Source organism: Halobacillus sp. ACCC02827 (assembly GCF_030291935.1).
In the GTDB taxonomy this organism is placed as follows: domain Bacteria; phylum Bacillota; class Bacilli; order Bacillales; family Halobacillaceae; genus Halobacillus.
In genome coordinates, this window is sequence record NZ_CP128168.1 from 650,709 (window position 1) to 667,937 (window position 17,229).

Sequence of the window (17,229 nt, forward strand, 5' to 3'; positions counted from 1 at the left end):
GCAATTGAAAAGTAAAGGGTTTCATCCTTGGTTTGTCAACGGACATAATCCATACGGACTGTCTTGATTAGGGGTTTGCGCAACTATATTACAATCCGTAATATGAGGACGTAAAAAAACTTTTTCGAGAATTATTGAGGAGGGGATGTTCGAATGCATTCACAAGGAATGACATATTCGAAAGTCGGTGTGATCTTGACCATGCTTCTCGGTCTGTTCGTGGGGTTACAGACAGAGGTCTCTGCCAAAGAGCAGGATGATACAGCAAACTGGACAAGAGAAATGGCGCAAAACTATAAGAATACGCCTGAAAATACACCGGAAAATATTGATAACTTCAAGGACGTAGCACCAGATTATTGGATTTGGGATACATGGCCGTTGAGGAACCGCGATGGTTCACTGGCTGAAATCGACGGCTACAAAATCATTTTTGCTTTGACGGCTTCGAAAGATTATACATGGAACGGACGTCACGATGTTGCGAAGATCCGTTACTTCTACTCTAAAGACGGCAAGGATTGGAAACTTGGCGGCCTTGCTTATGATCCTGACAAAGCATACGGCTCCCGCCAATGGGCTGGATCTGCAATGATGGAGAAAGACGGAAAGGTCAACTTGTTCTACACAGCAACTGGAAGAAAGTCTGATGAGGAAACTACATATGAGCAGAGGTTGGCTCGTACGACGTTGACTTTCGACACAGATGAGAACGGGGTGGAAGCGAACCCTTCCGGAAAGCATGAAATTCTGCTGGAAGCAGATGGAAAGTATTATGAAACACAGGAACAGAAGACAGGAGATATCATCTACTCTTTCCGTGATCCATGGTTCTTCAAAGATCCGAAATCCGGCAAAGAATATCTGTTGTTCGAAGGAAATTCCGGAGGTACGGAAAAAGCATGTGAAGCTGGAGATATCGGAAGTACATCCTTCCAGAAGAATCATGATGTTCCGGAAGGTGCGGAAGATTATAATGGGAACGTGGGAATCGCCGTTGCTGATGACGGAGATTTAAGTGATTTTGAACTGCTGCCTCCACTGTTGGAAGCAGATTGTGTAAACCAACAGTTGGAAAGACCACACTTAGTTTATAAAGACGGCAATTATTATTTGTTTACCATCAGTCACAAATTCACCTTCGCTCCTGGACTGGAAGGGCCGGACGGACTTTACGGTTTTGTTAATGACTCCCTGCGTGGGGATTACAAACCGCTTAATGACAACGGTTTGGTTGTAGCGAATCCGGAAGATGACCCATTCCAAGCATACTCCTGGGCCGTTCTTCCGAATGAGAACGTCATTTCATTCGTGAATGAATACAAGGATGAGAACGGAGAAGATCAAGTAGGAGGATCCTTTGCTCCTACATTGCAATTGGATCTGGATGGTGACGAAACAAAGATCGTTGGCGAATTGGAAGACGGGCAGATCCAGTACCCGGATAACAAAGAGGAAGACGAGAACGAAGAGAAAGAGCAGACACAGGAATGGTCTGCTGAAGACGCAGATAAATTCAAGCGTACCAAGGATAACACGGTCGACGAAATCGATTTGAAAGAAATAGAGAAAATCGCTCCGGACCTTCACATTTGGGACACATGGCCGCTGAGAGAACGTGACGGATCCATTGCGAAAATCGATGGAAAGGAAATTATTTTCTCACTGACTGCACCGGCGGATGTCCTTCCTGGCAAGCGCCATGACATTGCTGAAATCCGTTTCTTCTATCGTGAAGATGGAGGAGACTGGGAGCTTGGCGGTAAAGTCTTTGAAGACGGTGAAGCACTGGGTTCCCGTCAATGGGCCGGCTCTGCTATGGTAGATGACGGAGAGCTTCACATGTTCTATACAGCGACAGGACGCAAAGGCGAAGAGAAATTGTCGTATGAGCAAAGACTGGCGACGGCTTCCGCAGATATCAAGTCCAGATATGGAAAGATTTCTTTCGATAACTGGTCCGACCATGAAGTCATTCTCGAGCCGGATGGCGAAACGTACCAGACGATGGAACAGTCCGAAGAGGGAGACATCGCTTATACTTTCCGTGATCCATGGTTCTTCCAGGATCCTAAGACAGAGGAAGAGTATATTCTCTTTGAAGCGAACTCCGGTGGAACTCCTGCAGAGCGCGCTGAGAAAGACGGAAAAGAACAGTCCGAATCGACTCTTTATAACGGAAGCATCGGAATTGCTAAAGCACAAAACGACGAATTAACGGAATTCAAGGCACAGGATCCACTTCTGGAGGCAGAAGAGGTCAACCAGGAGCTGGAACGTCCGCACATCGTCGTTAAAGGCGGAAAATATTACTTGTTCACAAGCACTCATACGAATAAGTTCGCTCCGGGAATCAGCGGAGAAGATGGCCTGTACGGCTTTTATGCCAAAGACCTGCAAGGGGATTACGAACCGCTTAATGAAAGTGGACTCGTGTTGACTAACCCGGCAGATGAACCTTACCAGACATACTCCTGGACCGTAATGCCGGACGGGAAAGTCATCAGCTTCGCAAACTTCGCGGACTTGGACGGCTTGACCATCGATGAAATCGGCAGCCAGTCCGAAGCTTACCAGTTCGATCACTTCGGCGGGACTTTGGCACCGACCGTAGAGCTGCAGTTGAGTGGTAAGAAGACGAAAATCAAAGACATCCTTGATCCTGGAGTCATCTCGGATGAAAAAGGAAATGGGAAGCACAAAGGAAAAGGTCCAAAGCATAACGGATAACAGTCTGAAAGCATAAATAGAGCCTCTTCACTAAGGTGGAGAGGCTTTATTTAAAGTTACGTCTGACAATAAGGCAGGAGGTTTAACATGTCGAAACAAATGCGATTCACCTTACTTGGAGGAATCGTCCTTCTATTGATTGCCCTTCTCATCTATCTCATCGCCAACATCTCCTCTGAGGGGAACAAGGATCTATCGGAAAATCAGGAAAATCCAGTTGGAAATCAGGAGATACCTGCTGAATATGATCAATCATTCCGCCCTCAATTCCATTACACTCCGGCAGAGAACTGGATGAATGACCCGAATGGAATGGTTTATTATGAAGGGGAATACCACCTTTTCTATCAGTACAATCCGGAGGGGGACCAGTTCGGTAATATGAGCTGGGGCCATGCGACAAGTAAAGACCTTGTCCATTGGAAAGAAGAAGAAGTGGCGATGACGCCTGATGAGAATGGAATGATTTTCTCGGGCAGTATTATCGCCGATGAAAACAATAAGAGTGGACTTTTCCCGGATGGAGAAGGCGGTTTAATCGCTTTTTACACCAGTGCAGGAGACGTGCAGGATCAACGTATCGCCTACAGTACGGATAAAGGCAGAACATGGACGAAGTACGAGGGGAATCCAGTCGTCCCGAACCCTGGTATAGAGGATTTCCGTGATCCGAAGGTCGTTTGGCACGAAGAATCAGAGCAGTATATCATGCTGCTTGCCGCCGGCAAGAAAGTGATGTTCTATGGATCTAAAAACCTGGTGGACTGGGAGTACCTGAGCGAGTTCGGGAATGTCGGCGCCCAGGACGGTGTCTGGGAAACCCCGGAACTGTTCGAGCTGCCCGTCGACGGTAACGAAGAGGACACCCGCTGGGTCCTTCAGGTGGATATGAATCCCGGCAGCATCGCCGGTGGATCAGGAGGGCAGTACTTCCTCGGTGACTTTAACGGGAAAGAGTTCATTCGTCAGGAGAAGACGGACGACATTAACTGGGTTGACTTCGGCAAGGACTTTTACGCTGCCCAAGCCTTTAACGGCATGGACGACCGCACCGTTTGGATGGCCTGGATGAGCAACTGGGAGTATGCGGCAGATATTCCGACCGACCCGTGGCGCGGAGCGATGTCCATTCCTCGAGAAGTGACGCTTACGAAAGATAAGAATGATGAGGTGCAGCTTGTCCAACAGCCGGCTCCGGAATTGGAGCAGCTGCGTGGGGATCTTTTATACGAAACGACGGATGAGACATTGGGTGGAGCGAAACCTCTGTCTGATATAGAATCCCAGACGTATGAAATCGTAGCGGAATTTGAAGTCGGGTCTGCTGGAGAGTTTGGATTCCGGGTCCGCAACTCGGATGATTTGAAAGAAGGCACTATCGTCGGTTACGATGCGAAAAATGATCTTGTATTCACAGACCGTGCGGATTCAGGGAAAACAGACTTTCATGAGAACTTCCCCGGGGTTTACCGTGCTCCTTCTTCTGCAGAGGATGGAAAAGTGAAGCTTCATTTGTTTGTCGATCGTTCCTCTGTGGAACTATTCGCAAATGGCGGACGGCAGGTTATGACGAACCGGATCTTCCCGTTCATGGAAAGCAACGGATTGGAAATGTACAGTAAAGATGGAGAGGTCACCATTAAATCCATGCAGATTTATGAAATGAATACGATTCACTGAAACAAAAGAGCCTGCTCCCCGGAGCAGGCTTTTCTAATGAAAAAGTGGGAGTCTGCTGCATAAAACTTTGTGCTTCGGGTAATGAAAAGAAGAGTGGTATTTGTGAAGGAGGACGATCATGCAGAAAATGAACAGGGGAATCGTTACAGCCCTTTCAGCTATTGGAATTGCTCAAGGGTTGAAGATATTGACACATAAGCGCCTGACAGGGAAGTGGGATTGGAAACAGGTCGCTACGACAGGGGGGATGCCGAGTTCCCACTCTGCCGGAGTGGCGGCACTTGCTTCTTATATCGCATCCAACCGCGGTTCGAGACATACGGAGACGGCGCTCGCGACAATCTTCGGTGTCATCGTCATGTATGATGCTCAAGGGATCAGGCGTCATACCGGAGAGATTGCCCAGCTTGTCAATGACCTCGAGGATAACGTCGCCCAGCTTTCCGGGGATTTCCCAAGTCTTGAATTCGTCGAACGGGATAAAGAATTGAAGGAACTCCTCGGTCATCAGCCGGTCGAGGTGCTTGGAGGAGCTGTCCTCGGCATTCTGCTTGGTGTCGCTTCCGCTAAAATTGAGGGATAACAGCACGTATATCGTGCTGTTATTTTTTATGCCTGATTCAGTATGACTCCATTACTGGAACCCACGAGTACTTCTTTTCCTTTTTGATTACGATAAACGGACGACATCGCCACTCTTGTCTTTTGGTCAAGCACTTCGACATCTGTCACCATGACTTCGCACGTAATGAGATCTCCTGTGAAAACGGGCCGCAGAAATTCGCTGTCCATATTCCTCGCTATGTAGTTCAGGTCGCCGCCGATTTCTGTTCCGATGCTGGCAGTCAGTAAACCGTGGACCATCAGCTGTCCTTGTTCGTTCTCTTCCAGATGATGCCTTCCCTGGTCTTTAGATAATTCACCAAAAGCCAGCACTTCCTCCTTCGTAAAGCTTCTTTCTTTCCTGAATGTGTCTCCAATCTTCATAAGACCGCCTCCTTTTCTCTATAGTCTACCATACAATGAATCACCATTCAGTTTAAAAAGTGTATTTGACGGAATATTCTTTACTTTATTATTAGATACTTCTACACTGATAGGTAGAAAAGTAAATTTTCCCAAATGGAGGATGCTGTTATGCAGACGCTAAATCAGGTGAAAGTCGTGGAGTATGAAGATCGTTATGCCGCAGGGATTGCGAAGATGTGGAATGAGAGTAGAGACGAATGGGGAGGAGATTCGGCTGTAACGACGGAAGAAGATGTGATGGAGAAAGAGGGGAAATCTTCGAACCTCAACCTTTTTCTTGCCGTGATTGAGGAAGAAGTCGTCGGTTACTGCGGACTATCCGAGTACAGAGAAGACAAAGGAGCGCTCTATATCCCACTCTTGAATGTCCATCCCGATTACCATGGGAAGAAGATCGGTAAGATGCTGCTGAAGAAAGCTATCGACCAAACCGTTGCCTACGGCTGGCCTCGACTGGACTTATTTACATGGCCCGGAAATACGAAAGCTGTCCCGTTGTACAAGAAGTGCGGTTTCTTTTGGGAGGACAGGGATGATACGACTCACTTGATGAACTTCCTCCCGTCCATCCTCCAGTTGGAGATGCTGAAGCCCTTTTTCGAGAAGAACGATTGGTACGAAACGAGCAGTCGTCTCATTGAGGTAAGACCTGATGGCATCGAAGAGGGAAAACATACGTGCTATGAATATAAGTGGGAAGCAGACGGCTCGTATGTACGGGTCCAATTTGAGCGGACGGGGCGAAAAATCAGACTGGTGGAAACAGAGCGTTTACTGGTGGAAATGACTGCCTCTGATTTTCGAGTTCTGGAGGGAGGAGACAGTTCGATTACATACCGGATTCGGAATTATGATCCGGAGCCTCTCACCGTTCATTTGCGTGGAGCCGGGGATACCTCTGTCCGGCAAGGATGGCAGAAGGATGTACAGGTGAGTGATGAGTGGAAAGAAACGGTCCCGCTCGACTTCGAGGCGGCCGGTGTTGCTCCCAACCCGTGGCAGGCGCACCCTGTCGCCGGAATGGATATAGAATTAAATGGGTGTATGACACCGCTTCGGATGGGGTTCTTTCCGGTGAAAGCAGGCCGGGTGCGTGTCCGGACGCTTAAGGACCATTGGCTGCCGGGGGAAGAAGAGACCGTTTATCTCGATTTAGAGAGTGAATGGAAAGAGCCTTCCCACTGGACAATCCACCTTCCGAACCAGCCGTTGATCGACTGGGAGGAGAAGGTAATCCGCACGTTTGTGGAAGCGAACGGCCGCTGTTCTGTTCCTGTACCTGTCCGACTTGTAAGAAATGGCTGTCTTGAAGGAAACATCCATGTGACGATGGAAGCTCCTGATGGGGAAAGTCTAAAGTTCACTTCCTTTCTCCACGCTTCTTTTCCCGGAAAAGGGGCAAAATTCGGCGGGGAATCGGATACACATATGTATGCCTACAACGGCCCTTTTTTCCTTAAAGTGGAAAACAGAAATCATATTGTAGAAATCGGAAAGACAGGCGCTGATAATGAGCCGGTCGTCCTGATGACGCCAAAGTTGGGACTCCCTTACACAGAAGAATTCTCGAAAAAAATGATTCATGATGTCGAGTTCATTGAGCTTCCGGAATGCATCGTCCTGAAAACAACGATGATATCCGACAGTATGACAGGGCTGCGGATGAATGTGTACATGCATTTACATGGGGATGGATTGGTGAAAGTCTATCACGAATTAATTAATGAAGGACTGGAAGCCAAGGAGGCTGTCTCTCTACTCCAGCCTGTGTATCCAAAGTTCGAAGGGTTGGTGATGCCGGTAGCTGATGGTGCCCTAACCGCTGATGATTCTCTCGTGCCTTTCGTCGATGACCTTCCGATAAAAGATCTTTCTGAGAACTGGTTGTTCACTTCTCCTCGGACAGGAGAAACGACAGGCTATGCCTGGTCCGATGATTGGAAGGGAAGAAAGGATGATTGGAAATTCAGTTTGGAGTCTTATACGGACGTGCTGCATCCCGGTGAGGCGTGCCGGATCGGACCTCTTCAAATAGGCATTCAGACAGATCGGGATTGGCTTGAATGGCGCCGGTATTCGGAAGGAAGCACTGGGAAGATCCTGCCGATTGTACCTTTATTTGATATGAAGGCAGACTCGACAGCAATGGTAGGAGGAGACGTCGTTTATACATTGCAGTCCCGGATGAACTCTTATTTGGATGGAACGTTCCGAGTGGAGCGACGGCAGGAGATAGCAAGCAGACCCATAGACAAAGCGGATCAGAGGCACGAGGCTGACCTCTCCTTTCAAACACGTCAGGCGGGCATTTATGAGGTGAAAGGATTCTATCAGGCGTCAGGCAGGGAGACGGAATTTCATAAAGTGGAACTGGTCAAGGGAGCGAAGCAAGTCGAAGTGTCGGAAAAGGACGGCGTGTGGACTGTACAGAATGGTGTCCTGGCTTATAAGGCATCTTCTGCTTATTTCCCAGGCATTTTCTCCTTGGTTGTGGATGGACGGGAGTTCCTTCACCACCAATATCCTCAAGCCGAGCCGAAGTCCTGGTGGAATCCATGGGGAGGGGGACTGCGCTACAGCCTGCGCGGTGTCAATCCTTTCTCAATATTAAAGGAAGAGACAAGGGTCACGCAGGTGAAGAGGACAGACCAGGAGGGATCCATTTGGGAAGGGATCTGTTTAAGCACTACGTTCCAGGTGCATAAGGAGCGAAAGGGCACCACCCTTCATCAATATATGCTGACACTGCCGGAAGTCCCGGTGGTAGCCGCCTACGCCGATATAGAACAAGACTCTGGTCGGACATTTACGGAAGATGAGCTGACAATGGAATCCTTTTGGAAACCATCGGACAATCTGGACTCCTGTTATGCTGTCATAGATACGAATGGTCCGCCGCAGACCTTTTATGCAAGCGTCGAGGAATTCGATCTCTCTGTATCCGATATTGCACGGATCGGTTCGAAAGATACTGGAAATTCGATGACGATGGTTATACCGGAAGATGCGTCAGGGGCGGATATTTATATGAATAAAGAGGTGCTTCTATTAGCAGCGAAAAGGAGCTGGAGGGCGGCGGATAAGGGCAGGGTGACCACCGATCCTTCTGTGCTTATGTTTGGGGAGATAGCAGCGAAAGATCGTTCCTCGTTTCCGAAAATAGCGTTCAGGGACAATGCCGATGCAGATTATTGATGCGCATATCCACTTTTCAGCGATCCGGAGCTTTGAACAAACGGCAAAAGAGCTTTCCCATGTCGATTATTCCGGTCTCGGCCTACAGAAAGAGATGGCAGAAGCCGATGCTCTCTATGCGATAGGTATGGGGGTGACGGAATCAGAATCCGGTGGGTTTCCCGATCACAGGACAAAGACGCCGATGTCATTGGATTTGGAACCAGTGCTTCCTCCGAATGTTTTGGAGTGTCCAGGGATAAATCCTTATCATCTCGATGCGTCCGCTCTTGACCAGTTGGAACAACGTTTGAAAGAACCACGCGTGGTTGGCATAAAAATCTATTTGGGCTATTATCCTTTCTATGCATACGACGCTGTCTATCAACCTGTGTATGACCTGGCCGCGGCTTATGATGTTCCGGTAGTTTTTCATACAGGAGATACGTATTCAGAGAGAGGATTATTAAAATACTCACACCCGCTGACTCTTGATGAAACGGCCGTGCAGAGAAGAGATGTCCAGTTCATGATGGCTCACCTTGGTGATCCGTGGGTACTGACCGGGGCAGAACTGGTTTATAAGAATCCGAATTTGTATGCGGATTTGTCGGGCTGGGTGGTAGGCACGAAAGCGGTACTTGCAGGGAAACAGGTAGATAATTATTTCGACCACGTCCGTCACGCCCTTACGTACTGTGGTCATTATGAGAAACTGTTGTTCGGATCGGATTGGCCGCTCGCTCCGATGAAGCCGTACGCAGAATTCATCGGTTCCTTTCTTCCTTCTGCTCATGTAGAAAACGTCTTTTATAATAATGCCATGCGTTTATTTCCTAAATTAAACGGGCAGTTTTGATTCCGTTGAAAATATAGGAAGCACCTCCATATGCTTGGAGGTGCTTTTTATTGTTTTCTTCTGTAACCGGCATGGGTATATAATATTATTCGGAAGATGCCGATATAGGAATAAAGACATGGTGGTGAAAAGGATGAAGTGGAACTATTTATGGATCATGTTTGCTTTTTACTTAGTGCTCGGCTGTATCATCGGAGGGCTGTTTGTGCAGTTTATGCCCAAAGTCATTCCGATTCCACAGGATTTGCAATGGTTCTTCACATTCTCATCCATCACAGCAGGCCTTCTGCTCGGTTTAATCAATTTCTTTGTATTCTACTTCTTCATTCACTGGTTTTTGAATTACCATAAACGACTTTTCCGATCTATCAAGGAAGGGGATCTGTCCGTACGGTCCCATATGCGTTCCTCCGGGTCACTGGCGTTATTCACAAACGGGGTGAATGATACGTTGGATACGCTTCAAACGACGCAGCGTTTCGTCACGACCGACGATTTAACAGGACTTCTGAATCGTTCAGCGCTCCAAAGAGATGTATTGGAGCTTAAGAAAGGAGAACGGATGCACCTGTTCTTTCTTGATTTGGATGACTTCAAACAAATCAACGATCGTCATGGTCATTTGGCGGGGGATGCTGCTCTTAAACATTTTGTAGCTGTTCTTCACGAAACTATGGATGAAGCAGGTACACTTTACCGGTACGGCGGAGATGAATTCATTCTCATTTATGAAGGGAATGCCGATACGAATGACGTTCGCAGCAAGGTCCACCTTGCTTTGGAAGAACCGCTCCTTTTTCATGAACAAGAACTGCGTATAAACGTCAGTATAGGATTGTGCAGCTTCACTGCAGGCGAGCAGGATCTCTTGTCCGTTATTAATGAAGCAGACAATTTGATGTATGAAGTAAAACAAGGAAAAAGTGTACAAAAGATCCTGACTTTATAACAGGCGGGGGGCTGGTTCTGAAAAAGGACCGGAAAGGATAGATATAAGAAGAGTATGTCTTGAAACTAATCCGTCAACTTCAATTCTCAGGCTTTTGCTGAGCTGATAGTAAAGGTGTGGAGATAGATGCCATTTATGTTTGATCAAGGTCGTTTTGTAGAGGAGACACTTCCCACGGTGAATGTCAGGAATAAAGGACTGAATTATGGTTTAGGATGCATTGACGGTATCCGGGCTTTTTGGAATGAGGAGCATCGGCAGTTGTATGTTTTTCGGTTGGCAGATCATATCGATCGTTTTTACAAATCCGGGAAACTGCTCTTCCTTCCCATTCCATATGCCGTACCAGAAATGATCGCGATTGTCAGGAAGCTGCTTGTGCTTAATCACGTAAAACAGGATGTTTATATTCGTCCGCTCTGTTTCCACGGGGCGGATATGTTACGTCCAGATATAGCTGGTGTCAACAACCGAGTGGCTGTGTTCACAAGCTATTTGGAATATGAGCCGAAGCCGGTTTTAAGAGCTTGTGTTTCTTCCTGGAACAGGATTGGAAGTAATATGATCCCCCCTCAGGCGAAGCCGACGGCCGGATACTTGAATTCAGCCCTTGCTGTCAGTCAAGCGTTGGCAGATGGATATGATGAGGCGATTTTTTTGACGAAAGACGGAAACGTGAGTGAAGGGGCGACAGAGAATATATTTGTGGTTCAAGGGGACTGTGTATGGACGCCTCCTGTTGCGGATGACATCTTACCGGGAATTACACGTGCTACGGTTATGGAGATTTTATGGAAGGAGATGGGGATCAAGGTAAAAGAGCAGAGTTTGGCGAGAGCCGAGCTGTACCGGGCTGATGAAGTTTTCTTTACAGGTACAGCCATCGGTATTAAGCCGGTGGTTGAAGTGGATCGACGAAGGGTGGGGACAGGGGAACCCGGTTCCATCACATTGGCCGTCCAGCGTATGTATGAAGCGGTGGTTCGCAATGACATGCCCGGATACGATCATTATTGTACACCGATTTATCTATAAGAACCCCGGCTTTTTGGAAAAAGTCAGGGGGATTTGGTGTACAATAAAGGTTGTACATAGAAGAAAACCTTGGGGGACTGTTCATGAGAAAAGTAATTATTGATACAGACACAGCCGGAGACGACACGATTGCTATTCTTACGGCTCTTCACAATTTTCAAGTGGAAGGGGTCACCATTACAGGAGGAAATGTAGACTTCGATCAGGAAGTGGAAAATGCGTTGTATACGATCGAGGTGTCCGGAGGCGGACGCTATGTTCCTGTTTATAAGGGATGCGAGAGGCCGCTTTTAATGAACGGGGAGGCTGGTCACCGCACCGTAGAGGATGTACATGGCGAAGATGGAATGGGCGGGGCGCACTTTCCGAAAGCGGAGCAGCGGCCGGAGGAAGGACATGCCGTCGATTTCATTATTGAGCGGGTGAAGCGTTCCCCCGGCGAGATTGAACTGCTTGCGATTGCGCCGTTAACGAATATTGCGTTGGCGATCAAGAAGGATCCGAGCATTATTAAAGCGATCCCGCACTTGTACATAATGGGAGGAACAAATAATTCTCTTGGGAATATTACAGCAGCAGCAGAATATAATTTTTGGGTGGACCCTGAAGCTGCGCGCATTGTTCTTCACTCAGGCATACCCATTACAATGGTCGGCTGGGATATGTGCTTGGAGTATTCTATCATGGATGATTCCGATCATGAGGAGATAGCGGCGCTTGGTACGAAGGGGGCGGACTTCTTCGTGCAGATAAACGAAGTCGTCAAGAAATTCAATAAAGAAGTGCACCGATTAACAGGAACGACTCATCCGGATACGTTGCTTATGGCGGTTGCAGCCGACGAAGGATTGATGACGAAGTCGCATAAATATTTTGTGGATATAGAAACAAAAGGAGAGCTCACGAGGGGATACAGCCTTGTCGATATTAACAATCGTTCCGGAAAGGCACCGAATGTGCGTGTCTGTGAACAGGTAGACAGGAAAAGGTTTAAAAAGCAGCTGGTGGATGTGTTGAGAGCCATCAATTAAAATGACCGTTTGTTACGGTCTTTTTTTATTGACTTTGCCTTCAAATACGATTAAATTTATATAGACCGTTCGTCATAATTATTGAGGGAGGAGTAAGAATGAGCAAGCATGCAGATACGAAAGAAATCATTCTGAATACATCATCCAACCTTTTCCATATACAAGGATATAACGGTACAGGTTTGAGTCAGATCATAAAAGAAAGTGGGGCTCCAAGAGGTTCTTTGTACTACCATTTCCCTGGTGGGAAGGAAGAAATCGCATTGGAAGCCATTGCCCGGATGCGGACTGCGGTCGCGGAAGACTTGGAGAAGAGCCTCAGGCCTGGAATGGATGTCGGCGAAGCTTTGAAGCAGCACATACTGGACATCGCCGACATGTTCGAAAGAGGGGAACCTGGAGAGGGCGTTCCCATCGGCCTGATTGCCTCAGAGACTTCTATTTGCAATGAGAACCTAAGGCTCGCATGCAAGCAGACCTATCAACATTGGAATCGTTTCTATGTGCAGGCTTTGGAAGCGTCGGGTTACAGTAAAGAGCGTGCGGAAGACTTGGGAATAAGCATCCACGCCATGATTGAGGGTGCGTTTATTTTGGCGAAGACGATGGTTAACGGAGAACCGCTCCGAGCAATCGCCAGACAAATGCCGTATTTGTTGAGTAAAGAAAAAGAGGAGAGATAAGCAATGCAGATGGATGCAGCAGCATCGGAAGAAATGAATACTTCAAAACAGGCCATAAAGCCGATGCCGATCATTATTTCACTTGTGGTCGCAGGCTTTGTGGGGCTGTTCAGTGAAACGGCGCTTAATATGGCGCTCAATAGTTTAATTACCACATTCGGGATTCAGGAAACGACCGTCCATTGGTTAACGACTGGATACCTGTTGACACTAGGAATTCTTGTTCCTATATCAGGTTTGATCCTGCAATGGTTTACGACGAGACAGCTTTTCACAGCATCTCTTATCCTGTCGATTATAGGAACATTAATTGCGGCACTGGCCCCGGTATTCGGAGTTCTTATGATCGCACGGGTTGTTCAGGCAGCTGGAACGGCGTTGCTGCTTCCGCTTATGTTCAACACGATCCTTGTCATCATTCCACCGAAGAATCGCGGAAAAGTTATGGGAGTCATCGGGTTGGTGATCATGTTTGCGCCTGCTGTCGGTCCGACGTTATCCGGACTGATTCTTAACAATTTCACGTGGCATTGGATTTTCTGGTTCTCCCTGCCGCTATTAATCGCAGCGCTCTTGTTCGGTTTTGTTTATATGCAGAACGTGACAGAACCAACGAAGCCAAAAATTGACGCTCTGTCCATCGTTTATTCTACATTCGGATTCGGCGGAATCGTCTATGGCTTCAGCAGCACGAGCGAAGGATGGGGACATTTGGTCGTTGTCCTGCCGCTCATCGTCGGAGCGATCGGGCTTGCATTCTTCATTCATCGTCAACTGAAACTGGAACAACCGATCCTTGATTTGCGTGCGTTCCGTTATCCGATGTTCACCGTCGGTTTGATTATTATTGTCATTACAATGATGGTCATTCTATCATCTATGATTCTTCTTCCGTTGTATTTGCAGACTTCCCTTGCATTGACGACGTTTGCGGCAGGGCTGCTTCTGCTTCCTGGGGGAATTATCAATGGTTTGATTTCTCCGATCATGGGTGGATTATTCGACCGGTTCGGTCCTAAGTTCCTTGTCATTCCAGGGTTCGTCATCATTCTCGCAGCAATGCTTGGGTTTACGACTGTCGATATGGAAACGACATCCGCTTGGATTATCGGCCTCCATATCGTCATGATGATTGGTGTCTCCATGGTTATGATGCCGGCTCAGACCAATGGTTTGAACCAGCTGCCGGCTGATTTATACCCGGATGGAACAGCTATCATGAATACGCTCCAGCAGGTTTCCGGTGCGATTGGAACAGCGGTTGCTATTTCTATTCTATCATCCGGAACCGCCCGTTTTATGAATACGGTCGACAATCCGGCTGATCCGATGAACCAGGTCCTTGGTTTCACCTCAGGGGTTCAAGGTGCTTTCTGGTTCGGTACGATTATTGCAGGAGTAGGTTTGATTCTTTCCTTCTTCATTAAACGTGTCAAAGTATAATGAAAAAAATCCATACGCTGCCCTGGCGTATGGATTTTTTCGTTTATTTACGGTGTCGGTTGTTTAGTGAGGGAGGCTTGGTTTACAAAATGATCGAATAGTCGCTGCATCCGCTCGTGTTTTTTTGTCATCATTTCCGGGTGCCATTGTACACCGATGACAAAAGCGGTGGTGTCTTCCATTTCAATTGCTTCGATAACGCCATCCGCCGCATAAGCGGTTGCTTTAAATCCCGGCGCCACCGTTTTGATCGCTTGATGATGGAAGGAGTTCGTCAACGTCGTTGTACCGAAGTGTTCACGCATAAAGCTCTCCGGCTCTGTTTGTATTGTATGCGTCGCTTGTGCGGGCGTATGGACCTGGTCGTGTTTGAGAATATTTCCCTTCATATAGGAGGTATCCTGATACATACTTCCTCCATACACAGCGTTTAAAAGCTGCACGCCTCTGCAGATGGCAAATACAGGTTTACCCTGCCGGATCATTTCTACTGCCAGCACTCCCTCTGAATGGTCCCGCTCAGGGAAGGGAGATCCCTGCTTCGGTAACGGCTCTTCCTGATAAAGAAGAGACTGGACATCGTGTCCCCCGGAAAGGATAAGGCCGTCCATTGCCTGCGCCTGTGCTTTAACCGCTTCGTCATCTTCCAGCACGGGAAGGATGAATGGAATACCTTCTGCGCGGAGGACAGACTGGACGTAATCGTTGTTAACATAGGCGCGGTCATAGCCTGGAAACCGCCCGCCCTGGTCGATTATAATACTTCCTGATATGCCTATGAGTGGTCTCATTTGTAATTTTTTCTCCTTTGTCTTCCTATTTATATAAAATTTTCTTTGACATAAAGATTTTTCTGTACTAAAATCCTAGTATTCTGGTATGGATTCCATACTATCGAATTATACGGAAGATGTTAGTAGGAATTCAAGAGAAAAAACGGAGAAAAGGGGAAAAGAAATTGAAATTATCACGTTTTTTACCGGTTCTCTCCCTTCTCCTTGTCCTTGTTATCGCCGGATGCGGTAACGGAGAAGGAGACGGGAATGGAACAGCAGACAGCAGTAAAAAAGCGGAGGCGCCTTCTAAGGAAGAAGGTTTGACCATTGCCGTAGACGGAAACTTTACGAGCATGGATCCGCATGATACGAACGACAACCAGTCCTATTCGGCTCAGTCCGCTGTGTACGAAGGGTTGCTCGGGTTCGATGAAGATCTGAACATCGTGCCGGTATTAGCAGAAAGCTATGAAGCAAATGAGAACTCTACGGAGTTTACCTTCCAACTGAAAGAAGGCATCACTTTCCATGACGGTACGCCTTTCAATGCGGAAGCGGTCAAAGCGAATATCGACCGGCTTGCCGACCCTGACAGTCAGTTGCGGAGAAGCTCTCTATTCGAGCTTGTCGACAGCACAGAAGTTCTCGGAGAATACGAAGTGAAAGTTACATTGAAAGAGCCGTTCGGCGCCATGCCGAACAACTTCGCCCATCCGGCTGCAGCAATGATCAGTCCGGAATCGATTTCAGAAAGCGAAGAGGAGATTGCCCGAAATCCTGTAGGAACAGGCCCGTTCCAATTCAAAGAATGGAAGAGCGGGGATCACCTGACTGTAGAGAAGTTTGATGATTACCGGGATCCGGAAGTTCCTAAAGTGGACCAGCTTGTATTCAAACCGGTTCCTGAAAGCGGCTCTCGTTCCGCAATGCTTCAGACAGGCGAAGCGGATTTCGTCTTCCCTGTTTCTACAAGCCAGGTGGATACATTAGAGAATCAAGCAGGTGTAACGGTGGAGAACAAGCCGTCTCTTGTCGTTAAGTATTTCTCTATGAATACCATGAAGAAACCGTTTGACGATCCAAAAGTTCGTCAAGCCATCAACTATGCAATCGACAAAGAAGCGTATGTCAATGTCATCTATGACGGCTATGCGACTGTTGCCGAGTCTTCCATTGCACCTGATACACAACACTACTCTGGTCAGGAAGTCTATGAATATGATCCGGAGAAAGCGAAAGAGCTGCTTGCAGAAGCCGGTTATCCGGACGGATTTGAAACGACGATCTGGGGCGGTACAAGTTCTGACAAGACGAAGATGATGCAGTTCTATAAACAGCAGTTGAGCCAAGTCGGTATTAAGCTGAACGTCGTCCCTATGGAAGGCGGTACACTTGGAGACAACATCTGGGGTGTCGAGAAGCCGGAAGATACGGAACTCGAGCTTTACAACGGAGGATGGTCTCCTTCAACAGCCGATGCAGATTGGGGACTTCGTCCGTTATTCAGCTCAGAATCTTTCCCGCCGGAGTCTTATAACACTTCCTATTATAAGAACGATCAGGTAGACGAGCTGTTGCAGAAGGCATTAAATACAGCCGATGATGATAAGCGTGCAGAGTATTATGCAGAGGCACAGGAAATGATCTGGAACGATGCACCTTGGGTATTCCTTGCGGTTCCTGACCTGCTCTATGCTCATCAGGATTACGTGAAGGGGATTACTATGTTATCTTCCGGAGTCCTGGACTTGAAAAACGCTGAAATCGTATCAGAATAACTTCCAGAGGTTGAGCGCGGACAGCGCTCAGCCTCTTTACTGATTAAGAGAAGGAAACGAAA

General features: G+C 47.6%; 13 protein-coding genes. 11 read left to right on the plus strand and 2 right to left on the minus strand.

Annotation, left to right across the window (positions count from 1 at the left end; genetic code table 11):
* Positions 1-153 precede the first annotated feature (153 nt).
* From QRD89_RS03315 to QRD89_RS03325, 3 genes are all read left to right on the plus strand, one after another.
* Positions 154-2,730 carry a glycoside hydrolase family 68 protein gene (locus tag QRD89_RS03315; protein WP_286096320.1) on the plus strand — a complete coding sequence of 859 codons (2,577 nt, stop codon included), beginning with the start codon at positions 154-156 and terminating at the stop codon, positions 2,728-2,730.
* Between the two features lie 87 nt (positions 2,731-2,817).
* A complete protein-coding gene (locus tag QRD89_RS03320; protein WP_286096321.1) occupies positions 2,818-4,410 on the plus strand; it encodes a glycoside hydrolase family 32 protein in 1,593 nt (530 codons plus the stop codon).
* A gap of 118 nt (positions 4,411-4,528) precedes the next feature.
* Positions 4,529-4,993, plus strand: a complete 465-nt coding sequence (locus QRD89_RS03325; RefSeq protein ID WP_008633981.1) for a divergent PAP2 family protein — start codon at positions 4,529-4,531, stop codon at positions 4,991-4,993.
* A 26-nt stretch (positions 4,994-5,019) separates the two neighbouring features.
* On the opposite strand, the gene QRD89_RS03330 is transcribed toward QRD89_RS03325, so the two are convergent.
* Positions 5,020-5,397 carry a hotdog family protein gene (locus QRD89_RS03330; RefSeq protein ID WP_008633978.1) on the minus strand — a complete coding sequence of 126 codons (378 nt, stop codon included), beginning with the start codon at positions 5,395-5,397 and terminating at the stop codon, positions 5,020-5,022.
* A 150-nt stretch (positions 5,398-5,547) separates the two neighbouring features.
* Here QRD89_RS03330 and QRD89_RS03335 point away from each other — a divergent pair, with 150 nt between their 5' ends.
* The 7 genes from QRD89_RS03335 to QRD89_RS03365 all read left to right on the plus strand — a co-directional run bounded on the left by QRD89_RS03335 (position 5,548) and on the right by QRD89_RS03365 (position 14,613).
* On the plus strand, positions 5,548-8,634 hold the full coding sequence (locus QRD89_RS03335; protein ID WP_286096322.1) for a GNAT family N-acetyltransferase: 3,087 nt from the start codon (positions 5,548-5,550) through the stop codon (positions 8,632-8,634).
* Positions 8,621-9,472 carry an amidohydrolase family protein gene (locus QRD89_RS03340; RefSeq protein ID WP_008633974.1) on the plus strand — a complete coding sequence of 284 codons (852 nt, stop codon included), beginning with the start codon at positions 8,621-8,623 and terminating at the stop codon, positions 9,470-9,472. Before QRD89_RS03335 ends, QRD89_RS03340 begins: the two co-directional genes overlap by 14 nt.
* A gap of 133 nt (positions 9,473-9,605) precedes the next feature.
* Entirely contained in the window at positions 9,606-10,421 is an 816-nt protein-coding gene (locus tag QRD89_RS03345) for a GGDEF domain-containing protein (protein ID WP_008633973.1), read from the plus strand.
* A gap of 126 nt (positions 10,422-10,547) precedes the next feature.
* Entirely contained in the window at positions 10,548-11,456 is a 909-nt protein-coding gene (locus QRD89_RS03350) for a branched-chain amino acid transaminase (RefSeq protein WP_286096323.1), read from the plus strand.
* 83 nt (positions 11,457-11,539) lie between these two features.
* Complete coding sequence (locus QRD89_RS03355; RefSeq protein WP_286096324.1) at positions 11,540-12,487, plus strand: nucleoside hydrolase; 948 nt, start codon at positions 11,540-11,542, stop codon at positions 12,485-12,487.
* 98 nt (positions 12,488-12,585) lie between these two features.
* Positions 12,586-13,170: a TetR/AcrR family transcriptional regulator gene (locus tag QRD89_RS03360; RefSeq protein ID WP_008633966.1), complete on the plus strand. Its 585-nt coding sequence runs from the start codon at positions 12,586-12,588 to the stop codon at positions 13,168-13,170.
* Positions 13,171-13,203: 33 nt separating this feature from the next.
* Entirely contained in the window at positions 13,204-14,613 is a 1,410-nt protein-coding gene (locus QRD89_RS03365) for a DHA2 family efflux MFS transporter permease subunit (protein ID WP_026578702.1), read from the plus strand.
* 47 nt (positions 14,614-14,660) lie between these two features.
* Here QRD89_RS03365 and QRD89_RS03370 read toward each other — a convergent pair whose 3' ends face one another.
* Positions 14,661-15,404 (minus strand): gamma-glutamyl-gamma-aminobutyrate hydrolase family protein, encoded by a 744-nt coding sequence (locus tag QRD89_RS03370; protein ID WP_026578701.1) that lies wholly within the window; start codon positions 15,402-15,404, stop codon positions 14,661-14,663.
* Positions 15,405-15,571: 167 nt separating this feature from the next.
* Here QRD89_RS03370 and QRD89_RS03375 point away from each other — a divergent pair, with 167 nt between their 5' ends.
* Positions 15,572-17,167, plus strand: coding sequence for a glutathione ABC transporter substrate-binding protein (locus QRD89_RS03375; RefSeq protein ID WP_026578700.1), 1,596 nt, complete (start codon positions 15,572-15,574; stop codon positions 17,165-17,167).
* Positions 17,168-17,229: the final 62 nt, after the last annotated feature.